The 14,699-nt window shown below is 59.2% G+C and carries 15 protein-coding genes and 2 pseudogenes; 5 read left to right on the top strand and 12 right to left on the bottom strand.

Annotation, left to right across the window (positions count from 1 at the left end; genetic code table 11):
• Positions 1 to 64: 64 nt before the first annotated feature.
• Entirely contained in the window at positions 65 to 400 is a 336-nt protein-coding gene (locus tag DWF74_RS07910; protein ID WP_102860665.1) for a DUF2025 family protein, read from the top strand.
• A 46-nt stretch (positions 401 to 446) separates the two neighbouring features.
• Here DWF74_RS07910 and DWF74_RS07905 read toward each other — a convergent pair whose 3' ends face one another.
• On the bottom strand, positions 447 to 770 hold the full coding sequence (locus DWF74_RS07905; RefSeq protein WP_115580718.1) for an antibiotic biosynthesis monooxygenase family protein: 324 nt from the start codon (positions 768 to 770) through the stop codon (positions 447 to 449).
• The gene (locus tag DWF74_RS07900) at positions 767 to 1,486 is read right to left on the bottom strand and encodes a CTP synthase C-terminal region-related (seleno)protein (RefSeq protein ID WP_115580717.1); all 720 of its coding nucleotides are present in this window, start codon (positions 1,484 to 1,486) and stop codon (positions 767 to 769) included. Before DWF74_RS07900 ends, DWF74_RS07905 begins: the two co-directional genes overlap by 4 nt.
• 62 nt (positions 1,487 to 1,548) lie before the next feature.
• Between DWF74_RS07900 and DWF74_RS07895 the strand changes: the two genes are divergently transcribed.
• Positions 1,549 to 2,442, top strand: coding sequence for a LysR family transcriptional regulator (locus DWF74_RS07895; protein WP_240322035.1), 894 nt, complete (start codon positions 1,549 to 1,551; stop codon positions 2,440 to 2,442).
• Between the two features lie 7 nt (positions 2,443 to 2,449).
• Here DWF74_RS07895 and DWF74_RS07890 read toward each other — a convergent pair whose 3' ends face one another.
• The 5 genes and pseudogenes from DWF74_RS07890 to DWF74_RS07875 form a co-directional block, all read right to left on the bottom strand.
• On the bottom strand, positions 2,450 to 2,989 hold the full coding sequence (locus DWF74_RS07890; protein ID WP_102860668.1) for a DUF1003 domain-containing protein: 540 nt from the start codon (positions 2,987 to 2,989) through the stop codon (positions 2,450 to 2,452).
• 88 nt (positions 2,990 to 3,077) lie between these two features.
• Positions 3,078 to 3,518, bottom strand: a pseudogene (locus tag DWF74_RS30935) (methyl-accepting chemotaxis protein); the annotation flags it as partial.
• 153 nt (positions 3,519 to 3,671) lie between these two features.
• A pseudogene (locus tag DWF74_RS30930) lies at positions 3,672 to 4,307 on the bottom strand (PAS domain-containing protein); the annotation flags it as partial.
• A 447-nt stretch (positions 4,308 to 4,754) separates the two neighbouring features.
• A complete protein-coding gene (locus tag DWF74_RS07880) occupies positions 4,755 to 5,825 on the bottom strand; it encodes a diguanylate cyclase (protein WP_115580715.1) in 1,071 nt (356 codons plus the stop codon).
• 172 nt (positions 5,826 to 5,997) lie between these two features.
• Positions 5,998 to 6,606, bottom strand: a complete 609-nt coding sequence (locus DWF74_RS07875) for a TetR/AcrR family transcriptional regulator (protein WP_102860671.1) — start codon at positions 6,604 to 6,606, stop codon at positions 5,998 to 6,000.
• Positions 6,607 to 6,809: 203 nt separating this feature from the next.
• Between DWF74_RS07875 and DWF74_RS07870 the strand changes: the two genes are divergently transcribed.
• Complete coding sequence (locus DWF74_RS07870; protein ID WP_115580714.1) at positions 6,810 to 7,868, top strand: MBL fold metallo-hydrolase; 1,059 nt, start codon at positions 6,810 to 6,812, stop codon at positions 7,866 to 7,868.
• An 87-nt stretch (positions 7,869 to 7,955) separates the two neighbouring features.
• Positions 7,956 to 8,513 (top strand): AAA family ATPase, encoded by a 558-nt coding sequence (locus DWF74_RS07865; RefSeq protein ID WP_102860673.1) that lies wholly within the window; start codon positions 7,956 to 7,958, stop codon positions 8,511 to 8,513.
• Here DWF74_RS07865 and DWF74_RS07860 read toward each other — a convergent pair.
• Both DWF74_RS07860 and DWF74_RS07855 read right to left on the bottom strand, forming a co-directional pair.
• Positions 8,495 to 8,812, bottom strand: a complete 318-nt coding sequence (locus DWF74_RS07860) for an XRE family transcriptional regulator (RefSeq protein ID WP_115580713.1) — start codon at positions 8,810 to 8,812, stop codon at positions 8,495 to 8,497. The two genes, DWF74_RS07865 and DWF74_RS07860, sit on opposite strands and share 19 nt — an antisense overlap.
• A gap of 106 nt (positions 8,813 to 8,918) precedes the next feature.
• On the bottom strand, positions 8,919 to 9,710 hold the full coding sequence (locus DWF74_RS07855) for an AraC family transcriptional regulator (RefSeq protein WP_115580712.1): 792 nt from the start codon (positions 9,708 to 9,710) through the stop codon (positions 8,919 to 8,921).
• Positions 9,711 to 9,823: 113 nt separating this feature from the next.
• Here DWF74_RS07855 and DWF74_RS07850 point away from each other — a divergent pair, with 113 nt between their 5' ends.
• On the top strand, positions 9,824 to 10,642 hold the full coding sequence (locus tag DWF74_RS07850; RefSeq protein ID WP_115580711.1) for a sulfite exporter TauE/SafE family protein: 819 nt from the start codon (positions 9,824 to 9,826) through the stop codon (positions 10,640 to 10,642).
• 249 nt (positions 10,643 to 10,891) lie between these two features.
• On the opposite strand, the gene DWF74_RS07845 is transcribed toward DWF74_RS07850, so the two are convergent.
• The 3 genes from DWF74_RS07845 to DWF74_RS07835 all read right to left on the bottom strand — a co-directional run bounded on the left by DWF74_RS07845 (position 10,892) and on the right by DWF74_RS07835 (position 14,303).
• Positions 10,892 to 11,872 carry a hypothetical protein gene (locus tag DWF74_RS07845; RefSeq protein WP_115580710.1) on the bottom strand — a complete coding sequence of 327 codons (981 nt, stop codon included), beginning with the start codon at positions 11,870 to 11,872 and terminating at the stop codon, positions 10,892 to 10,894.
• 169 nt (positions 11,873 to 12,041) lie between these two features.
• Positions 12,042 to 13,289, bottom strand: coding sequence for a ribonucleotide-diphosphate reductase subunit beta (locus DWF74_RS07840; protein ID WP_011062780.1), 1,248 nt, complete (start codon positions 13,287 to 13,289; stop codon positions 12,042 to 12,044).
• A 750-nt stretch (positions 13,290 to 14,039) separates the two neighbouring features.
• A complete protein-coding gene (locus DWF74_RS07835; protein WP_016968107.1) occupies positions 14,040 to 14,303 on the bottom strand; it encodes a DUF2790 domain-containing protein in 264 nt (87 codons plus the stop codon).
• Positions 14,304 to 14,699 lie beyond the last annotated feature (396 nt).

Below are 14,699 nucleotides of genomic sequence, written 5' to 3'. Positions count from 1 at the left end.
CCTTCCTTGCCTCGCGTGTAGACCATCGATCACCCGTCCCATGGGACTTACAGTGAGGTTTACCATGAGCATCACCTCCGAACTCATCTGTCAGGCTGCCGATCAGCTCAAGGGCTTTGTCGGCTTCAATCGCAAGACCGGTCGCTACATCGTGCGTTTCAGCGAAGACTCCTTCGGCATGGATGTGGCGGATGACGCCATAGTGCCGGCCAATGAATTTGTCTGGGCACCGGTTTCCGATCAGGCCATGAGCCTCAAGCGCGAGCAGATCCAGTTGCTGCTGGATCAGAACATCGACGACCGGATCAACATCAGCGAACCGCTGCGGGTCTACATGCGTCGCAGCGATCTACCGGAAATCCAGGCGGTGCGCAGCCTGCTGTCGACCGCCCAGGGATGATCCGCGCTTGCCCTGAACCGCATCCGGAGCGGTTCAGGGCCTTGCTTCAAATGCCGAAGCTGTAGGCCCGCTCCACCTTGCTCACCCGGGTATGAAAGTAGCGGTACCAGTCGTTGCGACCACGCTCGCGGATGGCGCGGTGTTCGGCCTGTTGTTTCCAGGCCAGGATCGCCGCCTCGCAGCTCCAGTAGGACACGGTAATGCCGAAGCCATCCTCGCCCCGGGCCGATTCGACCCCAAGGAATCCCGGTTGTTGGCGAGCCAGCTCGACCATGCGTTCGGCCGCCCGGTCGTAGGCGGGATCGGTTTGGCGGCGCTGGGAACTGAAGATCACTGCGTAATAGGGTGGGGCGGGCGTCTGGTCGATCATCCTTGTGCCTCCAGGCAGGCGTTGAGCAGGGCTGTGACCAGGGGCGGTGTGCGGCCTTGGAGGGCCGCGCGCTCGGGCTGGAACAGTGTGGCGACGAAGAATGGATGGCCGTCCAGTTCCACGGCGCGCAAGTCGCCGTCACTGTCGTGGCCAGCAGGGCGCAAGGCGCCGCTGAGCAAGGGGCCGGCAAAGTCCGGATTGACCCCATAGCGGCAGCGATAACCTTCCTCGATGCTCTGGGTGCCGTGGGCCTGGGCGATCCGGCTGCCGCTGTGCAGCTGGATTCGGTCGCGGGCTTCCTCCAGGGCGCAATTCAAGGGAGTGAGCACCGCGCGCTGGGCATGGGGGTTGATCTCGCCGTGCTCGGCGTCGTTCCAACCCAGTACGTTGCGGGCATATTCCAGCACCGCGTGCTGAAAGCCGCCGCAGGTGCCGAGGAAGGGCCGTTGCTGTTCCCGGGCGACGCGTATCGCCAAGAGGGCACCGTCGATGTGGCGGTAGGGACTGCCAGGCACGCACCAGATTCCGTCGAAGCCTTTGAGCTGTTGCTCGTGGATCAGTCCCGGCGTGGCCAGCCACTGGTAGTCCACCCTGACCCCGCTATCGGTCGCGGCGCGTTCCAGGGCCAGGGGAATGGCCTGGTGTGCGGTGATCTGTGGGTCGTGATCCCCCACCAGGGCGATGCGGATGGTGACGGTAGATCGGGCTGTGTGCATGTGGCCTCTCTGACTTGTCGACTGCCTGGAGCCACTATAGATTGGCGATCACGCAATCAATATTGGCGTTTGCCCAAGTGATCAATGCAGCCGCGCACTATCAGCTGGACTATTCCGACCTGTCACTGATTCTCGCCCTGGTCCGTGGCGGCTCCCTGGCTCGCGCCGCGGCTCTGCTCAAGGTGGATGTTTCCACGGTGTTTCGTGCCGTGCGCCGGCTGGAGGCCGGGCTCGGGCAGCAACTGTTCGACAAGAGCCGCGCCGGCTATCTGCCCACCAGCCTGGCCCAGGCTCTGGCACAGCAGGCCGAACAGGCGGAGCAGGCCCTGGAGGCCGCGCGGATCGGCGTGGCCCAGGGAGGAGAGGTGATCAGCGGCACAGTGCGCCTGACCTGCACCGATTCGGTGTTGCAGGGCCTGCTGCTGCCGGCCCTGGCGCAATTCATGCCGAGCTACCCGGCGCTGGTGATCGAACTCTGTACGTCCAATGATTTCGCCAACCTCAACCGGCGTGATGCGGACATTGCCCTGCGTCTGACCGCGACACCGCCGGAACATCTGGTGGGGCGCTGCCTGGGGGCGGTGTCGTATCGGCTGTGCGCAAGCCCGGAGTACAAGCTACGGGTGGATTGCAGCGACCTGTCGAAGGTGGCCTGGATCGCCCCGGATGATTTTCTCCCCGACCATCCCACCGTAGTCTGGCGCCGTCAGCGCTGGCCTGGCGTGCAGCCCAGCTACCGCTGCAACAGCATGCTCGCGGTGAGCGAACTGGTAAGGGCCGGCCTCGGCGTTGCAGCCTTGCCGGATTTTCTCATGGGCGCTGGTGGTCTGGAGGCGTTGAGTGAACCTCTGGGGCATGACACAGCGCTGTGGCTGCTGACCCGTCCGGATTGCCGGGCCCTGCGTTCGGTGGTGACCCTGTTCGATGAACTGGCGCGCCATCTGCGCTGGCCATGAGCAAGGCTCAAGGGTGGGGCTGATCCTTGCGCACAAAGTGTGCGTGCATCTCGCTGGTGAGGTTCTCGATGCGTTCGGTCAGTTGCTTGGTCATCTCCGTGAGACGGGTGTTCTGCTCCAGCAACTCCAGCAGTTGGCGGGCGGTCTGCGCGGCCTGGGCCTGGCGTTCGCTGTTGGCGATGGCCAGGGCTTCGCGGTGTTGGGCGTCGGCGTCCGATTGGGCCTTGTCCCGCGCGGCCTGGCGGGTCTGGGCCAGGAGGATCAGCGGTGCGGCGTAGGCTGCCTGCAGGCTGAAAGCCAGGTTCAGAAGGATGAAGGGGTAGACGTCGAACTGGGTCACGCCAGTGAGGTTGAGGGCAATCCAGATCACTACGATCAGGGTCTGTGCACCGAGAAAGGTCGGGGTACCAAAGAACCGGGCAAAGGCTTCGGCCTTCAGGGCAAAGGCGTCGTTGCCAAAGGTCGGTGCCAGGTGGGCGTGGGCGCGGTGAAAGCGCAGGTGGTCGACGATTGGGGTGGTTTTTTCCGGGGTGTCGCTGGAACTCATGATGGCCTCCGCCAAGCGCTGGAACGTCAGGCCACTATAGCCACCCTGGCCGGGCCCGACGTCGTTATCGACGCCGGGAAAACCACCCTCAGAGCACGTTGCGCTCGTTGGCAAACATGCTGACGGCTTGTACCGCGTCACTGGCGCCATCGCGAATCTGCAGGATCACCGTCCCGGCCTGATCCGCCAGTTGCACGCCCTTGGCAGCTCGTTCACGAGTGCCGTCCATGCTCTTGATCGCTTGCTGCGTTTCGTTCTGGATCATGTCGATCATGCTGGAGATTTCCGCCGTCGAGCCGCTGGTGCGCGCCGCCAGTTGCCGGACCTCGTCGGCCACCACGGCAAAACCTCGTCCCTGCTCCCCGGCACGGGCGGCTTCGATGGCCGCGTTGAGGGCTAGCAGGTTGGTCTGATCGGCAATCGCGCGAATGGTATTGACGATGGCGGTGATCTGCTCGGAACGTTCGCCGAGGTGGGCAATCAGCGAGGAGGAGTCCTCGATGTTATGGGCGATCTGGCGCATTTCGCTGGCCGCTTGCTGGATCACTTCTGTTCCTTGTTCGGCGACTTTCCGGGTCTGCACCGAGATGTGATAAGCCTGGCTCGCACTCTGGGCATCCTGCTCGTGCTTCTCCACCTGCTGAGTCACGTCGGCGGCGTACTTGACCACCTTGCACAGGCGTCCGCTGGCGTCATAGACCGGGTTGTAGTTGGCTTCCAGCCACAGCGTGCGCCCGTGCTTGTCGATCCGCTCGAAGCGGCCGTTGAAGAACTCCCCCCTGTTCAGGCGATTCCAGAAGTCCTGGTAGGCGCTGCTATTGACCAGCTCGGGTTTGCAGAACATCCGGTGATGCTTGCCCTGGATCTGGGCCAGGCTGTAGCCCATGCGGCTGAGGAAGTTGGCATTGGCACCGATGATGCTGCCGTCCAGGTTGAACTCGATGACCGCCATGGCCCGGTCGATGGCCTCCAGTTTGTTCCGGGCCTCGACTTCCTCTTGCACCCTGGCGGTGACGTCAAGGGCATATTTGACCACTTTGTACACCGTACCGGAGGCATCGCGGATCGGGTTGTAGCTGGCCTCCAGCCAGAGGCTCTGGCCGGTGGCGCCGACCCGCTCAAAGGTGCCGGACTCGAACTGGCCGTTGTTCAGGCGGGTCCACAATTGCTGGTAATCGGCGCTGCGAGCGTATTCCGGGAGGCAGAACAGTCGGTGAGACTGGCCGATCACCTGGTCTTGCCGATAGCCCAGGGTCTTCAGGAAGTTGTCGTTGGCTCGGAGCACCGTGCCCTGGAGGTCAAACTCGATCACCGCCATGGAGCGGTCGATGGCCTCCAGCAGACGGGATTGTTCGACGATGGTCTGGTTCAGGGAATCGATGGTCTTGTTGTGACGGTTGAATAGCATGTTGGCAGGTGCTCTGTGGGAGAAACGTCGCGTCGATCCCTATGGAGTGCGCCGGTATGCCGAAAGCTCCCCGGCGATCGGCATTATCTGCTCAATGTCAGCGTTCCATGACTGACAGATAATTTCGCAGCGGTGAAGCGGGCGACATTTCGGGCGAACGTCGCTGGCCGCATCAAGAGGAGACGTAACGGCTGCGAATCGATTTAGTTGGGTTGGATGACTTTGCTGGCAGCGGTGCCGAAGGCGTTATCCGCTGCTGCAAAGTGGCGGCATTATGATGTCAGCCACGAAGAAAAATCCAAATAAACTTATACAAAAGTATTTTTTACTTTCTTTTTGTATAAGTTTTAACGGTTTTTATGCCATTTGCGCGTGTGAGAAATGGGCTTCGCTGTCATTGCTGGCGGTGCGGTTGCGCCCGTTGTTCTTGGCCAGATACAGGGCCTTGTCCGCCGCATCGAGCCAGCTGGCAGGGTCGGGGAAACTTGAGTTGAAAGCCGCCAGACCGATACTCAGGCTGACTTTCAGTTCCTGTACCTCTGGATGCTGGTACTGGTTGAACACCTGGCGCAGGCGCTCCATTAAATCCAGGGCCTGTTGCCGGCTCATGCGTGGCAGGATCACGCAGAACTCGTCGCCACCGTAGCGGCCGGCGAGATCGTCATGGCGCAGGTTGCGCCGCAGTTCATTGCTCAAATGGCGCAGCACCGTATCGCCGACAATATGCCCGTAGGTGTCGTTGATCGCTTTGAAGTGGTCGATGTCGATCAGGGCGATGCTGGCTTCCATCTGCTGTTGCTGGCACTTGTGGAACTTGATGTGCAACAGGTCTTTCCACGAGCCGTGGTTGAGCAGGCCAGTGAGGCTGTCGGTGCGGCTCAGGGCGCTGAGGGCACGCTTGTGTTCGGACAGTTTGATCGCCAGTCGATAGCAGACCATGCCCACTGCGAGGGGGTAGAGGGTCAGCATGGGCAGGCAGGCATAGATTTGCAGCGGGCTGATCTGGGTACTGACGGCGGCCCCGAACAGCGCCCAGGACAGCAGTATCCCTGCACATTGGGCCAGGCCGCCACGAATGAACAGGCGCAAGCCACCTGCGGCGACATTGTTCATGCACATCATCGAGAGGATGGTGACTGCCGGCAGGGGATTGAATTGCATGGTTGCCGCCCAGAATCCCCCCAGCAGCGAGTCATATAACAGGTTGCGGCGTTCTGCCCGGTAGGGAAAACCAGAACGGGTCGAGAGCTGATACGCCAGATGGGGCCAGATCAGGCCATTGAACAGCAGCAGGGCCCATACCCAGTCAGGCGGGGCCAGGGGGTAAATTGCAGCCAGGACACTGATGCCGCCGATACTCAGGCCGATGATCCTTGGCCAATAGATGCGCCGGGCAAATGACAGCCCCTTGCCGCGTTGGTTTTCCATAAATTCGTGCACCGGATTCTGTACTGAAACACTTTGTGGTGTTTTTTGCGGCTTGGCCGTTTATCGGATCAGTCTGGTGAATATTGTCATTTATTCCAGTGGGAATAATCAGTGTCCTTCGAAGCCATTTAACAGTGGCCGGGAACGTTGCACGACGGGAGCGCAAGCTGGCTCATGCTTGGTAGTGGGCCAGGAACATGTCCAGTGCCGATTCGATGACCCGGGTCTGCATGTCTGCTGTCAGGGGCGGCTGGCCCATGGTGATCTGCGGCCAGAAGGCAAAGCTCTTGATCAGCCCGTGCATCTGTTGCGCGGCGAACTCCGGGTCCAGGGGCTTGAGGCGGCCATCCGCCAGGGCCCCGCGGATCCACAGGGTCAGGCCTTCTTCCCGTTCGCCGAGTCGTTCCACCATGTTCTGTGCCCGCTCGGGGGAGTGAATGGTTGCGGCGATGGCGACTCGGGCCAGGTCGAGGAAGTTGTTGTCGGCTAGCAGTTGCAGCTTGGCGCGCAGAACGTTTTGCAACTGCTCGCGCAATGGCTGGTCGCTGCGGTAGCTGACCTCCGATTGGGCGCTGGTGCTGTTCCAGAGCTTATGCAGAATTTCGGCGAATAACTCTTCCTTGCTGGGGAAGTGGTTGTACACCGTGCGCTTGGAAACCCCGGCTGTCGCGGCAATCTTGTCCATGCTGGTGATCTCGAAACCGCTGGCGCGGAATTCGCTGATCGCCGCCTGGATGATGGCGTCGCGTTTAAGGTCGGTGAGGCGCTTCGGAGCTGTCATAAGTCGGGTTCGGTCAGGGTCGGCGTAGAAATCAGTCGGCAGTCTACTTCGTCTTAATTCTGTTGCAATGCAGAAACTACACTGTGTAGTGTAGCTTTTCTTGAAAACGATGATTGGCGGCTGATGCTTGCGTGCCTTGGCCAGTAGATCGTCCCGCAGAACAACGTCGGAACCTGCCGCGTTCCAATGGCGTCATTTCAATCATGGCCACTGTTTCGTCCAGCGTCACCCGCGCTCCCCGCCAGGAAACCTCCCGCCAGGAGCAGGGCGCCTTTCGTAACCATGCTCCGGTACGTCGCGCCGGTTTCGGTAAAACCCTGCAGATTTTCTGGAACATGCTGTTCCACAAACCGCGCAATACCCGTCCGGCCGGTGCCATACCCGTCCAGCCGCTGACCCGTGAGCAACTGCAGGCGGCTCCCAATCACAGTGTGTTTCGTCTTGGGCACTCCACGGTGCTGTTGAAGATGCGCGACAAGTTCTGGATCACTGACCCGGTGTTTGCCGAACGTGCATCCCCGGTGCAATGGGCTGGTCCGAAGCGTTTTCACCAGCCCCCCATCAGTCTGGAGGCGCTGCCCGAGATCGAGGCGGTGATCCTCTCCCATGACCATTACGATCACCTGGACCACCAGACAGTACTGGCCCTGGCAGGCAAGACCCGGCACTTTCTCACCCCGCTGGGAGTGGGAGACACCCTGATCAAATGGGGGGTACCAGCGGCCAAGGTCCGGCAGATGGATTGGTGGCAGGGCTGCGAAGTCGAGGGCATCCGCTTTATCGCTACGCCGTCGCAGCACTTTTCCGGTCGCGGGTTGTTCGATGGCAATCACACCTTGTGGGCGTCCTGGGTGATGATCGACGCAGCGACGCGGATCTTCTTCAGCGGCGATACCGGTTACTTCGACGGCTTCAAGCGCATTGGCCAGCAATACGGGCCCTTTGACCTGACGCTGATGGAAACCGGTGCCTACAACGTCGAATGGCCCCATGTACACATGCAGCCGGAGCAAACCCTGCAAGCTCACATCGACCTGCAAGGTCGCTGGTTGCTGCCGATCCATAACGGCACCTTTGACCTGGCCATGCATGCCTGGCATGAGCCCTTCGACCGTATCCTGGCCCTGGCTTGGGAGCGCAGCATCACTATTACTACGCCGCAGATGGGTGAGGCCTTCAACCTCGCACAACCTCAGCGCGGCGGAGCCTGGTGGCTGGAGGTGGAAGGCGCCTCGGAACAGGCGGCTGTCGAGTCTGCGTAATCCTGCCTTGATCCATGTGTGTCAGGTCGGCAAAGACAGGCCGAGGCTGTAAAACCTGTTGGATGTCCGCTCTGAGGGAGCAGTGTCATGGCTTACAGAATTCATATCTTCGGCGCATCCGGTTCCGGGACTACAACTTTGGGTCGGGCCCTGGCCGAGCGCTTGTGCTGCAAACACTTCGATTCCGATGATTTTTTCTGGCAACCCGGCGCCAAGCCTTTTAGTTGTCGGCGTCCCCGTGACGCACGTATCCATATGCTGCAAACCCAGGTGTTGACGGAGCCGGACTGGGTCCTGTCCGGCTCCCTTTGTGGTTGGGGAGATGTGCTGATCCCCAGTTTCACTCTGGCGGTCTTCGTGCAATTGGACCCTGAGGTTCGCTTGCAGCGCTTGCGTGCCCGGGAATTCCAGCGCTACGGCGAGCAGATTTTCGAGGGTGGCGAACGCTACGTCGCGACCCAGACTTTTCTCGCCTGGGCCGCCGGCTACGATGAGGGTGGCCACGGAACCCGCAGTCTGCGGCGCCATGAAAGCTGGATCAAAAACCTCGACTGTCCGCTCGTTCGCCTGGATTCGACCCAGCTTTCAGTAGCGGACTTGTGCGGGCAACTGCTCAAGGCACTGGATCACTCGATCATTGCGTAGTCAGGGCGTTCCATGGGGTTGGGAGTCGCGCCCTTGATATTCATGCCGCGGCCCGGAGCGAAGCCGGGAAAGAACACCAACCCTTGAGCTTCAAGGCAGAACGCCAGTGCCAGGCGGGTCACGTCACGCACCTCGTAGCCGGCTTCGAAGCGCTGGATAGCTTGCACCGAGACCGTGGATTCACGGGACAGTTGATCCATGTCCCAATCCAGCATGTCCCGGGCCTGGGCACAGTGCTGCGGAGTGAATTGATAAAGGGCGATACGTTCCAGGGTGATTTTCATCGCTAGAGAGGCCATGGTTTTCTCCGGGAGGTTAGGCTGGAAGTTGGCTTGGTACTGGTTATTTGTACAGTTGTTTAATTCCCGGATCAAACTGATTTTTGCTCTCTGCCCGCGGCTTTGGTCACAAGGTTTTTCCCGGGATCGGGTCCGTCCTGTTCAGGTAGGTACTGGGGGACTGTCCCAGCACCCGGCGGAACATGGTGGAGAATGCCCCGGGGCTGTCATAGCCGAAATCCAGGGCGATGCGTGTCACTGACTCCGCGGCTGCCAACCGCGCCAGGGCCAGGATCACGCAGGCTCGTTGTCGCCATTGAATGAAGCTCATACCCGTTTGCTGGCGGAAGACGCGATTAAACGTGCGCAGGCTGACGTGCAACCGATCCGCCCAGTGCTCCGGGGATTGGTGAATATCGGGTTGCCCGAGAAAGGCCTGGCACAACTCCAGTAGCGGGCCATCAGCCGGCAGAGGGATATGCAGCGGTAGCGCCGTGCTGCGTCGCAGTTCATGCAGCAGCAGGTCGACCAGCAATCCGTCACGCCCGCCCTGATCGTATTGCAGGGGAATCTCTACGGCCTCCAGGAGCAGTTGGCGTAACAGCGGTGAGACGCTGACGACTCGACAGCCGCTGTTATCCAGGGGCGCCGCGGCAGGTTCGATATACAGGCTGCGGGTACTGACCCCGAGCATCAGCACCTCATGTTCCACCTCGGGTGGAATCCACACCGCATGTTGCGGTGGCACTACCCAGTTGCCCTGATCGGTGCCCACCTGCATGACTCCGGTAGCGCCATACAGCAGTTGTGCCCGCCGATGACGGTGACGAGGCAGGCGTTGGCCGTCGGCGTAGTCGGTGCCGATGGCCAGTACCGCACGCGGTGTCTGATCCAGTTGATCGATGGAGATGTTGCGCATGCCGAGTCGTTCCGTGTTTGGCGTAAACGCAAACATTATTGGCTGACTTGCTGAAGTCGGCCAAGCGCTGAAGCTCTATCGTCCAGCTCTTGTGCAAAGACGAGCGTGGTCCGATGTTCTATCTACTGCTGGCACTTTTTGGTTGCATGACGGGTATCAGCGCCGTGCTGTTCGGCTTTGGCGGCGGATTTGTAGTGGTGCCGCTGCTGTACTGGATGCTGCTGGGCAGCCAGGGGGCGGACTCGGCGGCAGGGCAGTCGGCGATGCATGTCGCGGTGGCTACCTCGACTTGCGTGATGATCGTCAATGCCCTGGTCGCTAGCCGTCGACACCATCAGGCGGGCAATCTTGTTCGCCACTACCTGTGGCCGCTGGGGGGCTATATAGGGCTGGGGGCTATCTTGGGTGCGGCAGCGGCCATGTGGGTCAGTGGCGAAGTGCTTCGCTATGCCTTTATCGCTTACCTGGGAATCACCGTTGCTGACTGCCTGCTGCGACGTGGTTTTCTTGAACCGTCTCAAGGGCAGGAGGCGCGTCTTCTTGGAGTCCGCGAAACGCTCTTTGGCGGTGTAGGAATAGGTGTAGTCGCCACCTTTCTCGGCGTAGGCGGCAGTGTCATGACGGTGCCCCTATTGCGCCGTTGCGGTTTGTCCATGACCCAGGCCACCGCAATGGCCAATCCTCTGAGCGTGCCTGTGGCGTTGGCGGGAACGGTCACCTACATGGCCCTGGTCCGTTTCAGCTCGTTCGATCTCGGCCCCTGGTTTGTCGGTTATGTCGACCTGCTGGCGTTCTCGGTACTGACCCTCGGCTCGTTGCTGGGCATCCGCCTGGCCACTTCCTGGATTGGCAGAATTCCCGACCGCGTACATGCAAGGGTGTACATCGGTCTGTTGTTGCTGGTGTTGTTCAGCATGTGTGTGAAGGGCTAGGAGCGTCACGCTTGGTGGCTCGATTGTCCTTGTCCGCAGATCCATAATTGCCCGCTGCTGAATGCTGAATGCTGAATGCTGAATGCTGGCTCTGGCTTGGCTGACCGTGTTTTCGGCTTTTTCATACAAGGGAGCTTCCATGTTCAACGGATTGATCCAATGCACAGCCGACGGCTGGCAGGGGCGGTGGTCAGGAAGCATCCGGGGGCCTTGGCCCTGGAGTTGCCCAAGCGGTGAAACCGTAGGCGGCTATTTTGCTTCCAGGCCCGGTGCCTCGCGAATCACGAAATGGTCCAGGTTCTCGATATTGGCGCTGAACACCCCGAAGGTCGCTTCGGGGTTTTTCTTGCTCGGCACCTGCTTGAGTGTCGGGGTGACACCGTAGAAGAAACAGTACAACTCGCGCTGGCTGTCGATGGCGCCCTTGATCTCTTCGAGGAAGGCTTTGCGCTTGCGATAGTTGTCGATCAGTTTCTTGCTCAGGTAGACGTTGACTGAATAAGGCTTCTTCTTGGCTTCTCCCTCTTCCTTGAACCAGACCTTGTGCTCGAAGTCGATGCGAAAGCTCTGGGTGTAGTCCTTGATTTCCTTGATCTTGCCCCAGTAGATCAGCCCCTTGTTATCCAGCAGGTACTCGATCTTCTTGAAGAACGAGGCGTAGGACGCGGTGTGTTCGCCAATCTTCAACGGCATGCGCTTGAGCAGTTCCTTGTCGTCGATATTCGACACGAAGCATTCCACCGGGTGAGCGAAGACACAGGTCTTGTCCGGGGTTGTATCGCGCCCGGCGTGGGGCATTTGCAAGCTGGCAGGCGTCACTGGCGGGTTGTTTCCAGGTGTCTGCGGCGCTGCTGTCGGGTTGGCCGGTCGCCGCAGGTATTCGCGGCGGGTCAGCAGCAGCTCCGAAGGGAAGTGTTCCTCGCGATCATCCTCGACTGCAGCCCCTTCGATGCTGCCGGGGCTTTTGCTGATCCCGTAAGGGCAGCCTTCTATATGAAGAGTGCTGGGCAGGTTCTTGAAATGCGGAGTGCGGATGTAATTGACGTTCTTGGCATTGAAGGTGCCCAGCTGATTGGCGGCATCGAACGCTGTGCGACAGTCGTCATTGGGGCACTGGAAGCTTTCCTTGGCCGAGTCGAAGACCAGGGTTTCATCGAAGTTCAGATCCCGCACGTCATAGATCGACAACTTTTCGTCGAGGCTGATGCAGTAGGCGGTATCGAATTTCATGAGCGCTTTGATCCTTAAGCGGGGGAGTGGACTTTATAAAGGCAGGTCTTGGAGCCTGCACGCACTTTAATGAGCCGGGCCTTGTAGATGAAGCAGGTGCGGATTTGCGCGGCCAATAAAAAAGCCCTGACCAAGTCAGGGCTTCTTGTTTGTTTCATCGATCCGGGAATCAATCCCAGCTCAATGCACCGCCAGTCTGATACTCGATCACGCGGGTCTCGAAGAAGTTCTTCTCTTTCTTCAAGTCCATGATCTCGCTCATCCATGGGAACGGGTTGGTGGTACCTGGGTACTCTTCCTTCAAACCGATCTGCGACAGGCGACGGTTGGCGATGAACTTGAGGTAGTCCTCCATCATCGCCGCGTTCATGCCCAGTACGCCGCGCGGCATGGTATCGCGAGCGTATTCGATTTCCAGTTGGGTGCCCTGGAGAATCATCTGGGTGGCTTCTTCCTTCATCTCGGCATCCCACAGGTGCGGGTTTTCGATCTTGATCTGGTTGATCACGTCGATGCCGAAATTCAGGTGCATGGATTCGTCGCGCAGGATGTATTGGAACTGCTCGGCGACACCGGTCATCTTGTTGCGTCGGCCCATGGACAGGATCTGGGTGAAGCCGCAGTAGAAGAAGATGCCTTCCAGGACGCAGTAGTAGGCGATCAGGTTGCGCAGCAGTTCCTTGTCGGTGTCGACGGTGCCGGTTTCGAACTTCGGATCGGAGATCGAACGGGTGTACTTCAGGCCCCAGGCAGCTTTCTTCGCGACCGAAGGAATCTCGTGGTACATGTTGAAGATCTCGCCTTCATCCATGGCCAACGATTCGATGCAGTACTGATAGGCGTGGGTGTGGATCGCCTCTTCGAACGCCTGGCGCAGGATGTACTGGCGGCATTCCGGGTTGGTGATCAGGCGGTACACGGCCAATACCAGGTTGTTGGCAACCAGGGAGTCGGCGGTGGAGAAGAAGCCCAGGTTGCGCATGACGATGCGACGCTCGTCGTCGGTCAGGCCTTCCGGGTTTTTCCACAGGGCGATGTCGGCGGTCATGTTGACCTCTTGCGGCATCCAGTGGTTGGCGCAGCCGTCAAGGTACTTCTGCCAGGCCCAGTCGTACTTGAACGGTACCAGCTGGTTGAGGTCGGCGCGGCAGTTGATCATGCGCTTTTCGTCAACGGCGACACGAGCGGAAGAGCCTTCCAGTTCAGCCAGGCCTTCGGCGATATCGAGCTGGTCCAGGGACGCCTTGGCGCGGGCCACGGCAGCGGAGTCGCTGGCAGTCACGGCGCGGGCTTCAAGAGCGGCGGCACCACCGGCGCTGTCGAGGCGGTCCATGTTGGCTTCGGTAGCGTGGCCGGCGTTAGCGCCTTTGACTGCAACTTCGCCTTCTTCTTTGTCGAATTCGTCCCAGCTCAGCATGACGTGTCGTCTCCTGCTTGAGGGCCAGATGCCCGTGTGAAAACAAAAGGGTTGGCTTTTCACACGGCGCTACTGGCCGCGTTAAATCATTGGAAATCGTTTGTTGCAGCAGTGAACGCAGGCAATAAACAGAAATACGTGTTCGGGTGCCTTGAAGCTGCTGTCGGGCGGAACTGAGGGTGTCGGCTCCGGCGCGGGATTCAGCAGGTCGTTTTCATCCGGTAAGGGAATGTTGCGGGCCCGTTTTGAGGACGCATTATAAGGATATTTTCAGGGCCGTGGGGCGACCGATGGGCGCAGGCGGGCCCAAGAAGGAGGGGGACTGAGAGCAAAGCGCGGGTTTACAAGGCTTTGGCCGTTGAAGATTTTTTTTCAGGCTAGAAAAAAATATCTTCAAGTGGCCAAAAAATAGCCAATTTTACTAGATGTTGTGTTTTTGCAAGCCTTTTTCAGGTTTTGAACACAACTCGAATCGTCCGGTTTTGTCGCTGAAAATCTCCTGGCAGAGGTCTTCAAGGTCGGCGGGATTGCCCTCGCCGAAGTCGTCAGCCAAGAGGCTCAGAAGGTCGTTGGCAGTGCCATGCGCAGGCCATCAATCACGGCAGGAAAAGTGCGTGCGATTGCCGTACTCGCACGTCGTCAAGGTGAAGCCTTTCACTACCCTTGGGTGGGTCGTTGTCGGGCATCTTTGCCGCAAGAGGGATTTCTTGCGGCCGGCAGTCATCAAGGTCTATGCAATGAACTTGGCTATTAACCGTTAGAACAACCGTTGCCCATTACGCGGTATTGAAGAATATGCCGCTGGCCGTGGGAGTCTTCATATTCCATGCGCGCTGGTACAACTTCGCATACTTCTGGAACTTCGCTCATGGAGATAACTTTGGCGATATCCAGGTCAGTGGAGTAAGTGTATTCCTCAACCGGTACTTGCTGCTGGGCGACATCAGTCGGGATCTCATCAGCCATCGCGGTAACGCACAGACTGCTGAGGGCCAGAACTAATAAAGCTTTCATTTGCGTTTTACCTTTCTAAGGTCGTGTGGGGTCGCGCAGCCTTTGTGGGGCTGCGTGTGGAACTTGAGTAGAAGTTTGATTAACTGCCTTCGTGGGGGCTGCAACTTGGTTAATCAGATTGCCTGTTTGGCGAGACGGATTTTAGGCCCGGGGCCGGCGGCCATATAGGCGTACTTTTGATAAACACCTTTGACAGTTTTTGTAACAATCCCCGAAAAAGGCCTGTCTGCTGGTCTGTTTGAACATTTTTATCCGCGGTGAATATCGCTGTAAGCAGCGTTCTTGAAGGGTTGCGGCAAATATCGGGGTATTTCGCAGGGGGTTGTTACTACCATCGTCGAATGGTTCTATAGGCGCCCCCCGGCTACAACGGGGTCATACAAAAACAACTATGTC

This window comes from Pseudomonas protegens (assembly GCF_003363755.1).
Classification (GTDB): Bacteria; Pseudomonadota; Gammaproteobacteria; order Pseudomonadales; family Pseudomonadaceae; genus Aquipseudomonas; species Aquipseudomonas danubii.
This window is presented reverse-complemented; position numbering and strand designations above follow the sequence as displayed.